The 16,888-nt window shown below is 47.4% G+C and carries 14 protein-coding genes; 7 read left to right on the forward strand and 7 right to left on the reverse strand.

Annotated elements, in window-relative coordinates; genetic code table 11:
* Positions 1–8 precede the first annotated feature (8 nt).
* The 5 genes from H6G89_RS21730 to H6G89_RS21750 all read right to left on the reverse strand — a co-directional run bounded on the left by H6G89_RS21730 (position 9) and on the right by H6G89_RS21750 (position 4,136).
* Complete coding sequence (locus H6G89_RS21730; protein WP_190510266.1) at positions 9–539, reverse strand: VOC family protein; 531 nt, start codon at positions 537–539, stop codon at positions 9–11.
* Between the two features lie 14 nt (positions 540–553).
* Entirely contained in the window at positions 554–1,726 is a 1,173-nt protein-coding gene (locus H6G89_RS21735; protein WP_190510268.1) for an L-dopachrome tautomerase-related protein, read from the reverse strand.
* 176 nt (positions 1,727–1,902) lie between these two features.
* Positions 1,903–2,457 carry a VOC family protein gene (locus H6G89_RS21740; protein WP_190510270.1) on the reverse strand — a complete coding sequence of 185 codons (555 nt, stop codon included), beginning with the start codon at positions 2,455–2,457 and terminating at the stop codon, positions 1,903–1,905.
* Positions 2,458–2,501: 44 nt separating this feature from the next.
* Positions 2,502–3,446 (reverse strand): AraC family transcriptional regulator, encoded by a 945-nt coding sequence (locus tag H6G89_RS21745; protein WP_190510272.1) that lies wholly within the window; start codon positions 3,444–3,446, stop codon positions 2,502–2,504.
* 204 nt (positions 3,447–3,650) lie between these two features.
* A complete protein-coding gene (locus tag H6G89_RS21750) occupies positions 3,651–4,136 on the reverse strand; it encodes a hypothetical protein (protein ID WP_199336863.1) in 486 nt (161 codons plus the stop codon).
* A gap of 111 nt (positions 4,137–4,247) precedes the next feature.
* On the opposite strand from H6G89_RS21750, the gene H6G89_RS21755 reads away from it, so the two are divergent.
* On the forward strand, positions 4,248–4,772 hold the full coding sequence (locus tag H6G89_RS21755) for a TetR/AcrR family transcriptional regulator (protein WP_242060063.1): 525 nt from the start codon (positions 4,248–4,250) through the stop codon (positions 4,770–4,772).
* Here the strand turns inward: H6G89_RS21755 and H6G89_RS21760 are convergent.
* Entirely contained in the window at positions 4,759–5,364 is a 606-nt protein-coding gene (locus H6G89_RS21760; RefSeq protein WP_190510276.1) for a TetR/AcrR family transcriptional regulator, read from the reverse strand. The two genes, H6G89_RS21755 and H6G89_RS21760, sit on opposite strands and share 14 nt — an antisense overlap.
* 95 nt (positions 5,365–5,459) lie before the next feature.
* Between H6G89_RS21760 and H6G89_RS21765 the strand changes: the two genes are divergently transcribed.
* Positions 5,460–6,938, forward strand: a complete 1,479-nt coding sequence (locus H6G89_RS21765) for an amidase (protein ID WP_190510278.1) — start codon at positions 5,460–5,462, stop codon at positions 6,936–6,938.
* Between the two features lie 46 nt (positions 6,939–6,984).
* Here the strand turns inward: H6G89_RS21765 and H6G89_RS21770 are convergent, their stop codons facing one another.
* Complete coding sequence (locus H6G89_RS21770; RefSeq protein ID WP_190510280.1) at positions 6,985–7,857, reverse strand: helix-turn-helix domain-containing protein; 873 nt, start codon at positions 7,855–7,857, stop codon at positions 6,985–6,987.
* A 140-nt stretch (positions 7,858–7,997) separates the two neighbouring features.
* On the opposite strand from H6G89_RS21770, the gene H6G89_RS21775 reads away from it, so the two are divergent.
* From H6G89_RS21775 to H6G89_RS21795, 5 genes are all read left to right on the forward strand, one after another.
* Positions 7,998–9,383, forward strand: a complete 1,386-nt coding sequence (locus H6G89_RS21775) for an MATE family efflux transporter (protein ID WP_190510282.1) — start codon at positions 7,998–8,000, stop codon at positions 9,381–9,383.
* A 50-nt stretch (positions 9,384–9,433) separates the two neighbouring features.
* Positions 9,434–9,670, forward strand: coding sequence for a hypothetical protein (locus H6G89_RS21780; protein ID WP_190510283.1), 237 nt, complete (start codon positions 9,434–9,436; stop codon positions 9,668–9,670).
* Positions 9,671–9,973: 303 nt separating this feature from the next.
* Positions 9,974–11,620: an alpha/beta hydrolase gene (locus H6G89_RS21785; RefSeq protein WP_190510286.1), complete on the forward strand. Its 1,647-nt coding sequence runs from the start codon at positions 9,974–9,976 to the stop codon at positions 11,618–11,620.
* An 809-nt stretch (positions 11,621–12,429) separates the two neighbouring features.
* A complete protein-coding gene (locus tag H6G89_RS21790) occupies positions 12,430–14,508 on the forward strand; it encodes an AMP-dependent synthetase/ligase (protein WP_190510288.1) in 2,079 nt (692 codons plus the stop codon).
* A gap of 38 nt (positions 14,509–14,546) precedes the next feature.
* Positions 14,547–16,874: a 3-hydroxyacyl-CoA dehydrogenase/enoyl-CoA hydratase family protein gene (locus tag H6G89_RS21795; RefSeq protein WP_206758108.1), complete on the forward strand. Its 2,328-nt coding sequence runs from the start codon at positions 14,547–14,549 to the stop codon at positions 16,872–16,874.
* Positions 16,875–16,888: the final 14 nt, after the last annotated feature.

A 16,888-nucleotide genomic window follows, 5' to 3' on the forward strand; every position in this document is an offset into this window, starting at 1 on the left:
TTCATTGCTTAAAAATCGCTGTAGAGTTCTAAGATATTGCCATCGATATCTTTGAAATAGACAATGCGAATACCGGGTGGATCGTAGGTTGCAGGTGGACTGATAAATTCAACTCCCCGATCGCTTAGAGCTTCATAAGCGCGATCGACATCATCCACAGCAAATGCTAAGTGTCGCCAACCTTGCGAGAGCATATGTTGAGGCGGTAAAGCATTCTGTTCTTCAGGTCGCCCTGACCCTTGCACTTGAGCCAGATCTATCCGAAAGCCTGGGATCTCCATCCAGGCAATTTGCACATTGCCGTTATCGAGTACAACCCGTTTCGTTTCAGTAAAACCGAGCTTCTCTGAATACCACTGTGATGCAGCCTCCACATCTGCAACGGATACGGTCATGTGATGGATTTCGAGTGAAACGGGCGATCGCGTCGAATCTTGAATGGATGGCTGTTGAGATTGTTGGGCAACACTATGAATTGCCAAAGAGCCGATCGCTAGAGCAGATAGGGCGATCGCTGACAATAATTTCTTGGTTAGCATCAGTTCCTCTAGTTCTAACGAGCAGGTGTCAATGGTCTGAAGCGCAGTAAATAATAAGGAGGAACTCCACCATCAACGGGTTGAAAGAAAATACTTTTGTGTGCCTGGTTTGTTGCTACATAAACGTAGCCATCTGCGGCAGGTTCAAAGCCTTCAGTGAAATTCAACAATTCATCATCTTTGCGGATCAAGCGATAGTTGCCTTGAGCATCCGTGACACCGATCGCGTTGTATTGCAAATCTGTGTTGTAGATGTTTCCGGCTGTGTCTACCATCAAGCCATCACCAATGTTTTTATCGCCATATCGTTCTACGCGACGACCAAGTTCTTCTGCACTGAGACTGGTATCAGTTAGATCACGAGTCGAGATGCGATAAACGCTGGTGCTGCTCATCGGACTGTAATAAATCCATTCGTAATTGGGGTCGATCGCAATGCCATTCACACCCCACCGCGAAGGTATCTGTTCACCTGTTTCCCGATTCGTGGTGATCATCAACGGTTGACCTTCGATAATGGCATCGATCGCCTCCGCCTGTACGCTGGGATGCCCTGCCAGCAACCGACGCGATTCTCCCGTATTGAGGTCAACTACGACCAGTGCCGGGTTAAATTGCCACGGTTCTGAACCCCCTGCTGTATCTGCGATGACTACCAGATTTCTCGATTCATCAATCACAAAATCCTGCATGGAAGAATTGGGTTCGTTCGCGGGAGCTAGAATTTCAATTTCTTTCACTAAGGTTTCTGTCGTCGTGTCCCAGCCAAGTAGCTTGGGAAGCCTACCATTTCCGCCCATATCCAGCATCCACAGCACTCCCTGGCTATCAATTCGTAAAGCATGAGATTCATACTGCGCCCCAGCAGGATAATCTCGAAATGTGCCGTCCGGTAGCAATTCATGGACTCGGTTTGGATTGGGTGCGCCAAAGTGTTCTGTCCAAATCACTCTGCCATCGGGAGTTTTGACCACTGCCGAGGGGCGAATCGGTAACTCAGCGACTACTTCAAGTTCAACCTCATTGGTGACAGGTAGATTCGGTAATGCAGTCTGTGTTGTCTGGCTGACGAGCATTTCGCTAGTCTCAAGCGATTGTTGTGCAAGAGTTAAAATTGCTCCACCTGTAGCGAGTCCAGTTGTGGCGATCGCCAATGAAACCAGGATCTTCAGAGTTTTGGCTTGCATGATTAGAATTCCTTCTATGATGAATGATTTAGAGCCAGGAGTGAAATGGACTTACTAGGGCACAGGTTTGCGAGAGTTAAAGAATCCTCCATTGGGTCCATCTGCCGGAAGTGTTGCCAGCCAAACGGGTGTATCAGCCCCCTTTTCTACGGAAAGCTCACCTCTCTCAGAGCTGTTTATCTTTCCCAGATGGCAATCAAGTTGCCGTTGTTATCTCGAAAATTAGTGACAGATGTTCCAACTTCAGGGATGTAGCGGCTTTCCCAAATTAGTTGAACACCGTTTGATTTTAGTTCTGCATCTGTTGCCTGCAAATCATCGACCCAAAATACAAGATTCCGTAAGCCCTGTACTTTCAAGTGGTCAGGTGGATCTTGCGGATTGCCTTCAACGTTTTCGCTACCCGCGATATAAATCAGATCGATGAAGAATCCATTCTTCTCAATTAGAGCAATTTCAATTCCCGTAGATACATTTCGTCTATTCTCAAGTTGAAATCCCAGCTTGTCTTCATACCACTCGATCGATTCATCGAGATTCGCCACAGAGATCGCAACATTGTAAATTTGCAGTGTTTCTAACCCTTCTCCTGGAGTTTCTAGAGATTGGCTCATGTTAAGAGAGGATGAGTTTGTTAATCGCTCAGTGGATGATGCCTGTGGCTGAAACTCAGGATATGGAACGAGAAACAAACTAAACGTTAAGGCTAGAGGTGCAAACAACGCCTTCATAAGTGCCGTCCCTTTGCTGGAATCTACACTTACTGTAGAAGGACTCAGGCAGTACGGTCTTGCACGTCTTTGCTAATCCAGAGGACGTTTTTGCTATCCTGCTGCATGGCTTTAGGAGAGACTCCAACAATACGCTTGAAATGGCGGCTCAGGTGGCTCTGATCGTAGAAGCCAACAGCAGTCGCAATCTCAGAAATCGCCATTTCTCCGGCTTGCAGCAATTCCTTTGCCCGTTCAACCCGGTAGTGAGTCTGAAATTGATGCGGTGCTAATCCAGTAGATTGCTTAAACAACCGCGCAAAATGGTAGGCACTTAAATTTACTTGTGCCGCAATTTCATCCAAACTCAAGTCCTGATCAAAATGAGCCTGGATGTGGGCGATCGCCTGCTGTAACTTCGGCTTAGACAGTCCACCGGAATATTGCCGAACCGCTTTCTCAATATTGCTGTATTCTCTGAGCACATGCACAGCGAGAGCATTAACCAAAGATTCCGCATAGAGGCGGTTTGCAAATTTATCATTTTGCAATTCAGAGAGTAGCAACTGACCGATGTGTTGAATTTGTAGATCGGCTACCGCAAAGCGATTCAGAACTTCAACCCGAACAGCATCAACTTCGATCGCTTCTACAGCGACTTTAGTTACAAGGGCAGGTTCAACACAGAGGTGCAATACATCGACCTCGGAATCCCAAATCCACTCGCTAGGTCGGTTAGCAGGCGTGAGAATGATATCGCCTTTCATGACCTGTCCTTCATAGATCTGCCCATCCAACTTCTGCACGAGTTGGTAGGACTTACCGCAGTTGAGGGTAATGAGATGTTGCGCCATTGGTGGCGATGCAATTTCGTCTGGGGAATGATGACGATACTCCGTCACAATGCCATTCCATCCTTTTGATTTACTGGAAAGAATCGGTTGATGTGGCAACTCATCCAGGAAGCGAACTGTTTTCTGTCGTGCGCGCTCAGCTTCGCTTCTAGGCATAGAACGGGCTCCCAAAAGGCTTTACAAGGAGTATAACTTGATGAGCGTTTGGAGAGCGTAATTTTATTTCTCAAATAACATCCACTTTATCTATAGCAGTCCTAAATCAGTTGTGAGATGAGTTGTGAGAGATGGCGCGGGCTTCTCCCGCGCCATCTCTCACAACCCATTTGGGATTGCTATATCCAAAGGTAGATGACTTGATTATTTCAATAGGAGCATCAGATTGTATTCCTGACGAATATCAAGGAGCGATCGCTCCATCAAGGGTTCAAAATCCAGAAACGGTAACAGCTTTTGGCGATTTCGAGTCTTAAACCAAATTGGAATTAACTCTAGAATGACTCCGGGAAGTACTTTCAGAATTGAGCCATACAGCCAAAGCGTTCCCTTTTCTCTGATCATATCCTCGTACATCACATCAACAGCAGGGGAATTTTTCATCTTGAGATAGGTCTGAAACGTACATTCACTCGTCCACCAAAACAGAGGCAGAATTTTCAACTCATCAAACATTCCCGTATCGCAACCGTAGATGACATGACCCACATCATGGGCACGGAGAATTCTGGCAAAGTCTGAGGGTTGGGTTGCTGGATCGGTGATGTGGGGGTTGAGGGAATAGTATTCTGCTAATCCTTCGCGCAGGGTTTGAGTACTGGCTTTGTCGGTGTAACGAGGACGCTGCATAATTGCCTCTTATTTCGATACGATATTGTATCGTAAATTATGATAGCAGCCATGACGATTCCAAGTAAAAAGTCGCCAGGAAGACCCCGGAGTGCCCGATCTCATCAAGCAATGCTGCAAGCAACCTTAGAATTGCTGGCAGAGGTTGGTTTTGAGGCAATGAGCATTGAGGCGATCGCTGCCCGTGCAGGGGTTGGCAAAACCACCATTTATCGGCGTTATAGCAGTAAGGCTGAACTGGTGGCAGATGCGGTCGAGAGTATTCGGGAAGAGATTGTCATTCCTGATACTGGGAGCCTTTGGGGTGATATGGATACTCTCATTCAAACTGCCGCTCAAATCTCGCTGAATCCGTTAGGACGACAAACGGTTGCCATGATTATCAGCAGTGCATCAAGTAATGCTGAATTTGCTCAAATCTACTGGACGAAGTACTTACAACCACGGCGAGAGGCATTTGCTGTTGTGTTGGAGCGAGCCAAAGCAAGACAGGAAGTGAAGCCTGACATAGATCCCGGTCTGGTTTTCGATACGATGAGTGGCATTATGCTACATGCCATGCTTTTCCAACCAACGACTGAATCATGGGAAACTTATGTACGCCGTTCATTGAAGTTAATTCTCACAACTCCTTAATTTTCGAGGAATGTTGAATATGCGCGATCGCCACCAATAACGCATCCAGCATCACTTCATAGCTTTCATCTGTAGAGCGATCAATCGTCATTAATTCAGCTTGTTCTCGCATAATAAAGCCGTAAATCGCGGCATTCACCATTCGCATCACATCAATCAGAGCATCATGGTTCAAACCTTGCAGATGCAAAGACGTTTGAAAGAGTTTTAGTGCGTCTTGCATCACCTCAGCTTCTTCTGGGTCAGTCGGTCGCATTTGATAATGCATCATGACGCGATAACGGGCAGGATGCGATCGCGCAAAATTTCGAGTTGCACGCGCACTCACACGAAACAATTCTTGTGAGTCTGTAATGCCATTAGTTTGCTGCTGACACTCGGTCAAATACTGTCGCCAAACAGTCAGAGCAACAGCCCGTTGGAGTCCGGCATTTCCCTCTAAATGCTTGTAGATAGCGGGAGGTTTGATGTTTAGCTCTCGCGCTACGCGATTCACTCCCAAGGCAGATTCTCCCTCCTGGTCAAGACAGGCGATCGCGGCGGCAATCACATCTTGCCGGGTGAGCGAATTTTCCTTCGTTGGACGACCCATAGCTATTCAATCTGGATGAACACTGCGAATCTTAGTTAATTCTATTAACTAAATCAGGGTATGATCAACCTTAACAACCAATTTGAGGGAAGACTATGAGCGATCTTGTGTTCAAGTCTGCGGTTGAACTGGCTCAGATGATTCGCGATCGCCATATTTCTGCGATCGAACTCTTAGACGCCCACCTGGAACAAATCGCTCAACACAACTCCAAACTCAACGCCATTTGCACCCTTGATGAGGAAAACGCTCGCATTCGCGCCAAACAAGCAGATGAAGCACTGGCACGAGGTGAAAATTGGGGCGTATTGCATGGCGTTCCTGTGACCATCAAAGACATTTTTGAAACGGCTGGACTTCGCACTACAGCAGGCTACATTCCTCTCAAAGATTACATTCCCCAACAGGATGCAACCGCCGTTGTTAGGCTCAAAGCCGCAGGGGCGATCGTCCTGGGAAAAACCAACATGGCGGAACTGGCAGGGGATTATCAAAGCACTAATTCGTTGTTTCCACGAGTGAATAATCCTTGGAATGTCGAATACACAGCGGGAGGGAGTTCAGGCGGTAGTGCCGCCGCAGTAGCAGCAGGATTATCTCCACTGGATATTGGCAATGATATTGCGGGTTCCGTGCGTCAACCTGCTCACTTTTGTGGTGTTTACGGATTGAAGCCAACCGATCGCCGCATTTCGACAGCAGGTATGATTCCCGAAGTCCCCGGAATGCCTCACTGCCTTCGACAAATGATGACCGTGGGATGTTTTGCGCGATCGCTTGACGATCTCCGTCTTTGCTTTTCCCTGCTTGCGGTCGCTGATCCCCGTCGTCCGGATGTTCCTCCTGTCCCCCTGGACACCCCTTCTGGTAAATCGTTACCAGATCTTAAAATTGCCTGGACTGAGCAGTGGGCAGAAGTTCCCGTTGCTTCTGATATCCGCACTGCAATGCAACAGGTAATTGAAACGCTGAGTCAGTCAGGTGTGCAAGCTCATCCCTTGTTGCCTGAAAACTTTGATGTGTCTGATATTTTCAATCTCTATTCCAGAGTCGCAGCCTACATCAACCGCTATGCCCAACCTGCCGATCGCTACAATCTCCAGCGCAGTCTCAAGTTGATCTTTCGGACAGCGACTCAAGGAGATAGGAAACTTCGGGCATTGGGTGATTTTAGCCGCGTGTTACCTGAACTGCTGAATCCAAGCTTGAAGGGATATTTTGAGGCACTGACCGAGCGCGATCGCTTCATCGCTCAACTCGATACGGCGTTAGACTCCTGGGATGTTTGGATCACTCCCGTTGCAGCGACTCCTGCCTTTACCCATCGTCCTAACTGGAATGCAATCGAAGTGGATGGTCGAGCCTATCCGCATGGAGTTGCGAATGGAGCTTACACAATGCCATTCAATTTGAGTGGGCATCCAGTAGTCGTGATTCCAATCGGACAAACAACCAATGGATTACCGATCGGGATGCAGATTGTTGGTAAACGGTGGAAAGAAATGGAGTTATTGGCGATCGCCCAACAACTTGACGCTGTGATTGGTAAGTTTCAGTCTCCATCAGGCTATTGAGCCACACATAAAAAATAAACCTCCTTAAAACTAAATCTACGCTCGCTCAGTGTGCTCGGTAGGCTTTGGGGGTTAGTCCAGTGATATGCCGAAATTGTCTGGTGAAGTGGCTATGGCTGTCGAAGCCACAAGCCAGAGCGATTTCAACCAGGGATTGATTGGTGTTCTTCAATAACTGTTTTGCCCGCTCAACTCGTTGCTGAAGCAAATATTGGTGAGGAGACAGCCCCATGGATCGCTTGAATAAACGGCTGAAATGGGATTGACTCACTCCTGCTAACTGAGCCAGATCTGCAAGTTTAATGTCTTGATCTAACGCCTCGTTTATATAGTGTGTGACTTGAAGGAGTTTGCGATCGCCCAATCCCCCGTCGTACTGAGTGATATGGGGTTGTGTTGTAGAATAATCTCGAAGTAAATTCACTACCAAGGCATTGGTTAACGACTCAACATAAAGCCGTCCCATGCGTCCGTCTTGATGCAATTCGGCTTGCAATAACCGCAACAGTTGCTCCAATTGAGGATTGCGAGACTGAAAGGTTGGCACTACTTCCACGCGATCGAGATTGAGTTCGAGTGCCTCTTCGACCACCTGTTGGAGAAACCTTGAGGGAATTTGTGCATACAAGTAGTGGTCATCCCCTTCAGCTTGGTAGCCACTGGGAATACCAGATGGGGTAATGCAAAGATCGCCCTGGTGATACAACCCGATATGGTGGCGATCGCCAATCTGCTGGTAAATGCGATGGGGTTGAGTCGAGAGGCTTAATACAATCACGAGGTCGGCTTCTGCTGCCAACGTCGTGCCCCCAGAGGGTTGACGATATTCCTCCAGCAGAATCGTTTCCCAATCTAAATTTAGGCTGGAGAAGATTGGTGACTCTGAATTTTGGGCGTTTGAAGATTGCGAGACAGCCATCGGCGCGATCGCTCCTTGCAAAACTGGAAGCAGGATTTTGAAACTCTAATAGGATTTTGATAGTTCAAATCTAATAGCTTCTTTAATCTGTGATTGTAACCGAATAAATTACAGATTGTAACGTCAGAGGTGTTTCAGGCATGACGACCCTAAACGCTTACCAATTGAATATTCGCGCAGAATTCGAGGCATTTCTGCAACTGGCTATTCCTCTAGCCAGTGCTCAAGTTGCCCAGCTTGCAACGGGGTTTGTTGATACGGTGATGATGGGTCACTTAGGGCGAGAAACCTTAGCTGCCGGAGCATTAGCCTCTATCACCTTTTTTTCCATCGTGGTGACAACCAGTGGAGTGGTGATGGGCATCAGCCCACTGGTGGCAGAAGCATTTGGAGCAGGCAATAAAACTCGGATTGAGCAAGTCACCCGGCAAGGATTATGGCTATCGCTATTATTGGCAATTCCAATCATGATCGCGATCGCCCATTTAGACAGAGTGATGCTTCAACTGGGGCAATCACCCGCCATGGTGGAGTTGGCAAAAGAGTATCTCAACATCATGTTGTGGGGTTTATTTCCCGCGTTGGGCTTTGCCATGTTGCGAGGGGTCGTCTCCGCATTGTCTCAAGCTCGCCCCATCTTCATGATTGTGATCGCCGGGACGGGTTTTAACGTCGTGGGCAATTATGTGTTTGGGTTTGGCAAATTTGGATTTCCCCGTTTAGAGTTGGCAGGGTTGGCTTTAGCGAGTGTTTTAACGTTATGGGGAATGTTTGGGGCACTCGTTGTCTACCTCTTTACCCATAAGCAATTCAAAACCTATCAATTCTCCTATCGTTTACATCAACTCAAGCCCCAAGTGTTGTGGGAATTAGTCAAATTAGGAACGCCAATCGGTGTATTCTCTGCCCTGGAAATCGGCGTGTATACGGCTGTTAGCTACTTGATGGGAGCGTGGGGAACAGATGGGTTAGCTGCGCATCAAATCGTATTTCAAACCATGAATCTGATCTTTATGGTGCCTCTGGGAATGTCATTTGCGGCAACGGCTCGAATTGGTCAATGGTTTGGACAACAAAATCTAGCAGGAATACGACAAGCTGGTTTTGTCAGTCTCGCTGTTGGAACAGCATGGACAATACTGGTGGCGATCGCCTTCCTGGTATTTCCTCAGCACATCATTGGGCTGTATATCGATATTAATGCTCCAGAAAATGCCGCTATTGTAGCTCTAGCCACTGCGATGATGCGAGTTGGAGCGATCGCCCATTTATTTGATGGGATACAAAAGATTGCCTATGGTGCATTACAAGGGTTACAAGATACCCGTGTGCCAATGGTACTCAGTTTTGTATTCTACTGGTGTATTGGCTTAACCAGTGGCTATTGGTTGGGGTTTGGATGGAATTTGGGTGGCGTAGGTTTGTGGTTGGGTTTAACCCTTGCAGTGGCGATCGCCGCCTTAATTTTTGTTTGGCGTTTTCAAACGCTAACCTCAAACGAAGCTCGCATCAAACTATTTAGTTAGCAGCACTCTTAACGGCATGAATCAATCTAACGCACAAGGAAGTTTCTGCAATGCTACAGACCGTTAAGAAGCAACTCTCTCAAACCACCCCAGTAAAACAAAAGGAATCAAGCAATAATTTACCTGCGCTTGTCAGTTGGTTATTTCTGATTGGTTCATTGATCTTTCAAATGGATGCCATGCTTGAGCTTACTGAAGGAATTTCAATACACGCAATTCTACACATGTCAGCTAGTTCTTTATTCACTATTGGATCAATTCTCTTTGTCGTCCATGACACTCGATGAATGAGATTGGCGACTAAAACATAGCTCACCTTGTTGCGATGAAAAGATCAATCAAGGTGAGTTTGTAGTTACTTTGAAGTGATATAGCAATCCAAATGGGTTGAGAGAGGCGCACCCCGCTCATCTCACAACTGATTTAGGACGGTTATAGAAGTAGCTGATTGGAGTATCAGCATCAAGATGGGGACGTGCTACATAGCTGCTCTGTATTAAATATTACGTCGATAACTTCTTTCAACATTTTGATGAACTATAACTGAATTAGGAGAGGAGCGGACGACGTTGTTTGTCTGTAGGTATCTCATGGGCTACGCCAACTTCCCGCCCAATCCTCCCTATTCCAATTTTCGAGACGCTGCCTTGAGGCATCTGAGAACGGTGCTTGCAAGAATATTTCGGCGATCGCAAGGGTTTCTAAACTCGAAGAGACTGCCCTATACAGCCAATAAAGTGTGTCAGACCTATTTTGGTCAGGCTAATCCAACGCACCTGGCGGGTTGTCGCCGTGTTTTGCGATCGCGTCTAACTCTCAATCCCAACCAGTTGCAGCATTTTTTGCAGACGGGGGTAGGAACCTGTATGTTGCGATGGTTAGAGCCATTTTTTCAGGTGTCTGATGAAATTGCCCTTCAAGACCTGATTTTGCAAGTTGCAGCAGATCCAGAGGGTTTGTCATTACTTAGCTTTTTGCAGTGTAATCCTGATTTGTTTCGGGTTAATCTCGATCATTTGCTGTTGACAGCAAATCGGGTCAGTTCACTGTTGCAAGCGACGGATAAGGCGATCGCAGCGATTAAAAACTTGTCTACAGCGGAAACCCTCATGGCTGGAGAGACAGATTTTTCAGATTGGGCTGATTTTCAACAACCTGGACCTTTTGAGGTGAAGCAATTCCAATTGGTAGTAGAGCGTGGTCAGCAGGAAGATCTGTCTGTCTTTTGCTACTATCCCCAGGGTTGTCTCCATGGCAGCATTCCTGTTGTGATCCAATCTCACGGATTAGCTTCTAGCCCTGAAGATTTAGCAGAGTATGCTCTGCACCTGGCTTCCTATGGTTATTTTGTAGCAGCACCCCAACACAAGGGAAGTGATATTGACCATGCGCGAGAGATGTTGGCAGGGCGATCGCCCCATGTTTTTGCCCCATCGGACTTTGTTCATCGCCCCCAGGATGTGAGCATCCTGCTCGATGAGTTGGAGCGATGCAACCAAACCCAATTTGAGGGACGACTTAATCTTAAGGCAGTTGGGGTACTGGGCTACTCCTTTGGATCCTACACGGCGTTTGCGTTAGGGGGTGCGGAGATAGACTTTGAAAAGTTGGCAAGTGCTTGCGATCGAATCCAACATTTGAATACATCTCTACTGCTTCAATGTCAGGCATTAGAGTTGCCGCGCTCGTCTTACAGTTTACGAGATCCACGAATTCAAGCCATTCTTGCTATGGAGCCATTGGGTAGTGAACTGTTTGGCTCACAAGGTATTCGTCAAATTCAGGTTCCCGTTTTACTGATTGCTGGTAGCCATGATCTAGTAACACCACTGATTTGGGAGCAGGCACGTATTTTCCTATGGCTGACTTCACCACATCGTTATCTAGCAGTGATGCAGGGCAAATCGCACCTGCGAGATGCACAACGACTCGTTCAACAGTTGGACTTGCAGATTAGCCTATCGCCCCAACAGCATCTATCATCGCCCTCCAACGAACCCCTGCCGTTTGACTCGTACATCAAAGCACTTAGCCTTACTTTCTTTAATCAGCATTTGCAACCGAGCATTGCGGATTTCCCGCTCAGTGCCGCTTATGCAGCGTCTCTAAACCGCTCCCCACATCATTTGTGGTTAATTAGCGATCGCTCCAGTCATCAACTTCACCAGGATCTACAGCAGATTCATGATGAGTTGTTGGTGGAACGAGATTTTGGCATGACATCAAACCCTGTTTGACCGATATAGCCGTAGCCACATGCGATGGGGCGAAGGCGAGTCAGAAAGCTCCCCCAGAATCAGGGTTTGAGCCATTAGCTTTGCCCTAAGCTTTCTGACCGAAGTTATAATTCGCATTCCTAAGGAGGATCTCTTCTCAGGATGGGTAACATTCATTTCTGAGATGGGTGTTAGAAATTGTTTACAAATTTCTATTCAATTTGCTTCACCTTAAAAATGAGCTTTTTGTAAAGTTAAATAAACTATTCTAGAAGATCTAATGGTTTCTGAGAGTAGCATCTGCTTCTTAGGACAACATCTATTTCTTGTAGTATTTCTGACCCCAGTTTCTGAGAATTGTTTACAATCGGTATCAATTCACACAGTTTTTAAGTCATCGCGATATACTTACATTAGATACTGAATAGCGGTTTCTGCTGATTCAAAAAAGTCTTACTTTTTATCAGCAGAATACTTTCTTCTAAAGTCAATGTTTTAACTTTAGAAGTTAGTTAGTTGTAAAACTTTAGAATCTAATTTAGTTCTAAATGCTCCGCTAAAAACGTTTTAGTTTAAAGGTCTGAAGCAACAAAGTAGTGTGAATAGAGTGCTTGCAATATTTAGGCAGGCACTCTTTTAGATCAACTTACGAATTGATTCCATCTTTGATTGTTACGAGAAAACCTGAATTAAATTAATCCCTCCTCTCTTTTGAATTGAATGGTTCTGACAGTTTTTCTGTCATTCGATTCTCGTGCCAATCAGGATCATAGTTTCTCAATTACTTGCTCTCCACAGTAGTGTGAAGCGCAATTTGCGTTTCTAAAAACATGACTGATCCATTCACTCTCTATCATGCTCCACCGGATGCAGGTGGCTTAAGCTTAGGGCATACTCTGCCTTCATTGCTGGATCAAGCGTGCGATCGCTATCCCAATGATCACGCCTTGAATCAATGGCAAAAACGACGTTGGCAACCGATGTCTAACGCAGAATTCCGCAGGATCTCTGAAGAGTTTGCGTTGGGGCTGTTGTCTTTCAACTTGCAGAAGGGCGATCGCGTTGCCTTTGTGATGCATAGCGACCTGTTGTTTTGTGTTGCAGATATGGGCTGTCTGCTTGCAGGATTGGTAGATGTGCCGATTGATCTGACCCAAACCATCGAGAACATCCTGATCATCCTGCAACATTCTGATGCAAAGGTTCTGGTCATTTCAAATATGGATTTGTTTTACCAGATTGCGCCGCATTTACAGGAAGCCTCAGCCCTGCAAACGGTTCTTGTAGCGGATGTGCCGGAGGATTGGGAGCAGGTTCGCAAGAATCTGAACAATCATGCAGACCAACCCGGAAAAACCGCCCATGGACCTCTGGATGACGACTGTTTGCATGAACCTCAGATTTTGAATGCTGCGCCATTGGAACCTGTCGGTTCAGTAGAAGGGTTGTTAACCAGATCACAACTCTGGTCACTGGATGAGGTGCGCGAATGGGGACGCAAGCTCTGGTCTGAGGAGCAGTTGCAGGCATTGAGAGCCGCGATCGCCCCCACAGATTTGGCCACTATCCTCTACATTGCCAGTGAAACGAAGCGTCCACGCGGAGTGATGTTGAGCCATGAGAATATTTCAGCCGATATTTTGTCAGCCTTCAGTGCTTTTCCCCATCTGGAGTTTGGTGAGAAGGAAGTTGCTCTTTTGTTTCTGCCACTGACCCATATCTTCGCCAGAGCCTTTTTCTATGGACATTTGGCCTATGGGCACAGTATCTATTTTTCAGATCCAAACCATGTCGTCAAACATCTTAAAACAGTCAACCCAACGATTTTGATCACCGTGCCACGCTTAATCGAGAAAATTTACGAGCGCATCCTGGAGCAAGGGAAACGGCTACAAAAATTTGATCGAGCGGTTTTTGCCTGGGCACTGAAAGTCGCGCAACGGTATGAGCTAGGGGAACCCCATAAACGGCTCTATGGATTGCAATTGAAGGTAGCGGATCGGTTGGTGTTTGCAAAGTGGCGGGCTGTATTTGGCGATCGCATGAAAGCCCTGATCTGTGGTGGAGCGGCGTTACGTCCCGATCTCACCAACTTGTTTTCAGCCGCCGGGATTCCACTGTTGCAAGGGTATGGTTTGACCGAAACCAGTGCAGTGCTGTGTTACAACCGGGGCAACCATAACCGAGCGGGAACGGTCGGAGTCCCGATTCCAGGAGTGGAGTTGGCGATCGCTCCGGATCGCGAAATCCTGATCCGGGGGCCATTTGTGATGCAGGGCTATTACCGGGATGCGGAAGCAACGCAACGGGCGATCGATGCCGAGGGATGGTTGCATACCGGAGATTTAGGAGACATCACAGCTGATGGTTTTCTTCGCATTACTGGAGTAAAAAAATCGCTATTTAAGTTGTCCACAGGTAAATATGTTTCAGCTTTGCCGTTAGAGCAGGAATTGAATCAGTCGCCTTTAGTCGATCATGCCGTTGTGGTTGGCGCAAATCACAAGTTTTGTGGTTTGCTGATCTTTCCAAATCTGGACTGGGTGGGTCAGGAATTGGAGCTGTTAGGCGTTGATTTCTCTCAGTTAACGAGCTTACAACATCCCTGTCTATTAGCCCGCTATCAAATGTTAATTGACACTGCCAATTGTCATTTGCCGTACTGGTCAACTGTACGCAAATTTAAGTTAATTCCAGTAAAGCTAACGGTTGAAAATGAGTTTCTCAACGCTAACGGAACACTCAATCGAGTTCAAGTTTTGGACACCTTTGCGAGTGAGATTGCTGCATTCTACAGCAATGAATTAAACTTTCCATCGACTGTTGGAGAATCGGATCAAAGTGTGATTTGTCCACCAATCGGGGTAGCCTCCTGCCCCGCCTATGCCCAGTCTTTAACCCATTCCTAACCGCATCATCAATCGCTGCATTAAGTTGAGAGGAAAAAATGATGTTTAAACCATTTCAAACAGCTGCTGTATTGGGTGCGGGGGTGATGGGAACCCAGATCGCCGCACACCTGGCAAACGCAGGGTTGACCGTTCATTTGCTAGAGCTTCCAGCCCAATCGGGCGATCGCAACGCTCTCGTTGAAGGGGCTTTCAAAAAAGCATTGAAGCAATCTCCCCCGATTTTCTACACCGAACAAACGGCTCAGCGAGTGATTCTGGGCAATTACGAAGACCATTTCGATCGCCTGTCTAATGTGGATTGGGTGATTGAAGTTGTCGTGGAAAATTTAGCCGTTAAACAGCAGTTGATGGAGCGAGTCGAAAAGACCGTTCGCCCCGATACGATTATCTCCAGCAACACCAGTGGGTTGTCGATTGGGGCGATCGCCCAACATCGCTCTAAGTCCTTCCGCAAGCGATTTCTGGGGACTCACTTCTTCAACCCACCCCGCTATCTCAAGTTGTTAGAACTGATTCCCACCGCAGACACCGATCCACACGTGTTGGCACGACTGCAATGGTTCGGACGAATGCATTTGGGCAAGGGAATTGTCATCGCCAAGGATACGCCCAACTTTATTGCCAATCGCATCGGCATCTTTGTCACCATGTTGGGGTTAAAAGCCCTGACAGAACAGGGCTACACCATTGAAGAGATTGATACCTTAACGGGAACGCTGGTGGGTCGTCCGAAATCGGGCACATTCCGTACCGCCGATCTGGTGGGGTTGGATACGCTCACCTATGTATCGGATAATCTCTATCCCGCGATTCCACAGGATGAGCAGCGAGAGATGTTTCGCGTGCCAGAGTTGATGCGGAAACTGATGGAGACTGGCTCATTGGGCGCAAAAGCCGGACAGGGATTTTACAAAAAAGTAAAGGGTGAAATTCATTCTGTCAATCTCAAAACCTTTGCCTATGAGCCTGCAAAACCCCAGAACTTGGGCAATCTGGACGCGATCGCCAAAACGTCTGACTTGGGCGATCGCCTGCGTAAGCTCTACCAGCAAAAAGACCGTGCCGGAGACTTTTTCCGACAAACGATGTTGGCAACGTTGGCTTACAGTGCCAATCGCATTCCTGAAATTGCCGACCATCCTGAAGATATTGATCAGGCGATGCGTTGGGGCTTTGGTTGGGAAATGGGTCCCTTTGAAATCTGGGATGCGTTGGGATTCAATACGGTTCTCGCGGATCTGCAAAAAGCTGGATTGACTGTCCCGGCATGGGTGGAATCGCTTCAGGGTAGTTTCTACACTCAGCAGAATACGGCAGTTACCAAAGCCACTGATGAGATTCACTTGGCAGACATCAAGGCAAATCCCAAATCAATGCTCTGGCACAATGCTGAAGCTGTTCTATTAGATTTGGGCGATCGCGTTGCCCTGTTTGAGTTTCGTTCCAAAGCGAATACCCTCAGCCTGCAAGTGATTGACGGGCTCGGCGCAGCCCTCGACTGGTTGGAAACCCACGACTATCGCGGCATGGTGATTGGTAACGAAGGCGAGAATTTCTGCGTGGGAATTAACCTGGCAGAAGTCGGCAAAATGGTGGAATGGGAAAAGCTGAATCCCTTTAACCGCAACCATCGTGCCCTCAATGATCTGATTGTCAAATTTCAATCCTTGATGCAGCGGATTCACTATTTCCATAAGCCAATTGTGGCAGCAGTTCAAGGGCGCGTATTAGGCGGTGGCTGTGAATTGGTGATGGCGTGTCCTCATGTGGTCGCCAGTGCAGAAACCTACATTGGATTGGTGGAATTGGGCGTTGGGTTGATTCCGGCAGGGGGTGGCTTGATGCGGATGACCCGGTGGGCAGCAAGTCGAGCCGCGACTGATACTCCCGGTGACATCTTGCCATTCCTCAAGCGAGTGTTTGAAACCATTGGCATGGCGAAAGTAGCGAATAGTGCTTATGAAGGGATGGCGTTGGGATTCTTGAACCCAATGACCAAAGTGGTGATCAATGGCGATCGCCGTCTCTACGCTGCCAAACAAGAAGTCCTGTGTTTGGATGAATTGGGTTACACTGCCCCAGCCCGGAATCCTATTCATGTGCTGGGACAACCTGCCCGTGCGGTGTTTGAACACATGGCACACACCATGATGCAGGGGGGCTACATCAGTGAATACGATCGCACCCTGGCAAATCGGTTGGCGTATGTCCTGGCAGGAGGCGACCTGACATCTCCATCACTAGTGGATGACGACTATCTACTGCGGTTAGAGCGAGAAAACTTTGTGCCGCTGGTGGATGAGCCAAAGACGAAAGAACGAATTTTGCACATGCTGACAACCAAGAAGCCCTTGAGAAACTAAACAAGGAACTGAAC

Source organism: Oscillatoria sp. FACHB-1407 (genome assembly GCF_014697545.1).
Lineage (GTDB): Bacteria > Cyanobacteriota > Cyanobacteriia > Elainellales > Elainellaceae > FACHB-1407.

Coding starts and splice junctions, on each gene's coding strand:
- H6G89_RS21765 (WP_190510278.1), top strand. CDS start 5,460: ATGAGCGATCTTGTGTTCAAGTCTGCGGTTGAACTGGCTCAGATGATT.
- H6G89_RS21785 (WP_190510286.1), top strand. CDS start 9,974: ATGGGCTACGCCAACTTCCCGCCCAATCCTCCCTATTCCAATTTTCGA.
- H6G89_RS21755 (WP_242060063.1), top strand. CDS start 4,248: ATGCTGCAAGCAACCTTAGAATTGCTGGCAGAGGTTGGTTTTGAGGCA.
- H6G89_RS21795 (WP_206758108.1), top strand. CDS start 14,547: ATGATGTTTAAACCATTTCAAACAGCTGCTGTATTGGGTGCGGGGGTG.
- H6G89_RS21790 (WP_190510288.1), top strand. CDS start 12,430: ATGACTGATCCATTCACTCTCTATCATGCTCCACCGGATGCAGGTGGC.
- H6G89_RS21735 (WP_190510268.1), bottom strand. CDS start 1,726: ATGCAAGCCAAAACTCTGAAGATCCTGGTTTCATTGGCGATCGCCACA.
- H6G89_RS21730 (WP_190510266.1), bottom strand. CDS start 539: ATGCTAACCAAGAAATTATTGTCAGCGATCGCCCTATCTGCTCTAGCG.
- H6G89_RS21775 (WP_190510282.1), top strand. CDS start 7,998: ATGACGACCCTAAACGCTTACCAATTGAATATTCGCGCAGAATTCGAG.
- H6G89_RS21770 (WP_190510280.1), bottom strand. CDS start 7,857: ATGGCTGTCTCGCAATCTTCAAACGCCCAAAATTCAGAGTCACCAATC.
- H6G89_RS21740 (WP_190510270.1), bottom strand. CDS start 2,457: ATGAAGGCGTTGTTTGCACCTCTAGCCTTAACGTTTAGTTTGTTTCTC.
- H6G89_RS21750 (WP_199336863.1), bottom strand. CDS start 4,136: ATGCAGCGTCCTCGTTACACCGACAAAGCCAGTACTCAAACCCTGCGC.
- H6G89_RS21760 (WP_190510276.1), bottom strand. CDS start 5,364: ATGGGTCGTCCAACGAAGGAAAATTCGCTCACCCGGCAAGATGTGATT.
- H6G89_RS21780 (WP_190510283.1), top strand. CDS start 9,434: ATGCTACAGACCGTTAAGAAGCAACTCTCTCAAACCACCCCAGTAAAA.
- H6G89_RS21745 (WP_190510272.1), bottom strand. CDS start 3,446: ATGCCTAGAAGCGAAGCTGAGCGCGCACGACAGAAAACAGTTCGCTTC.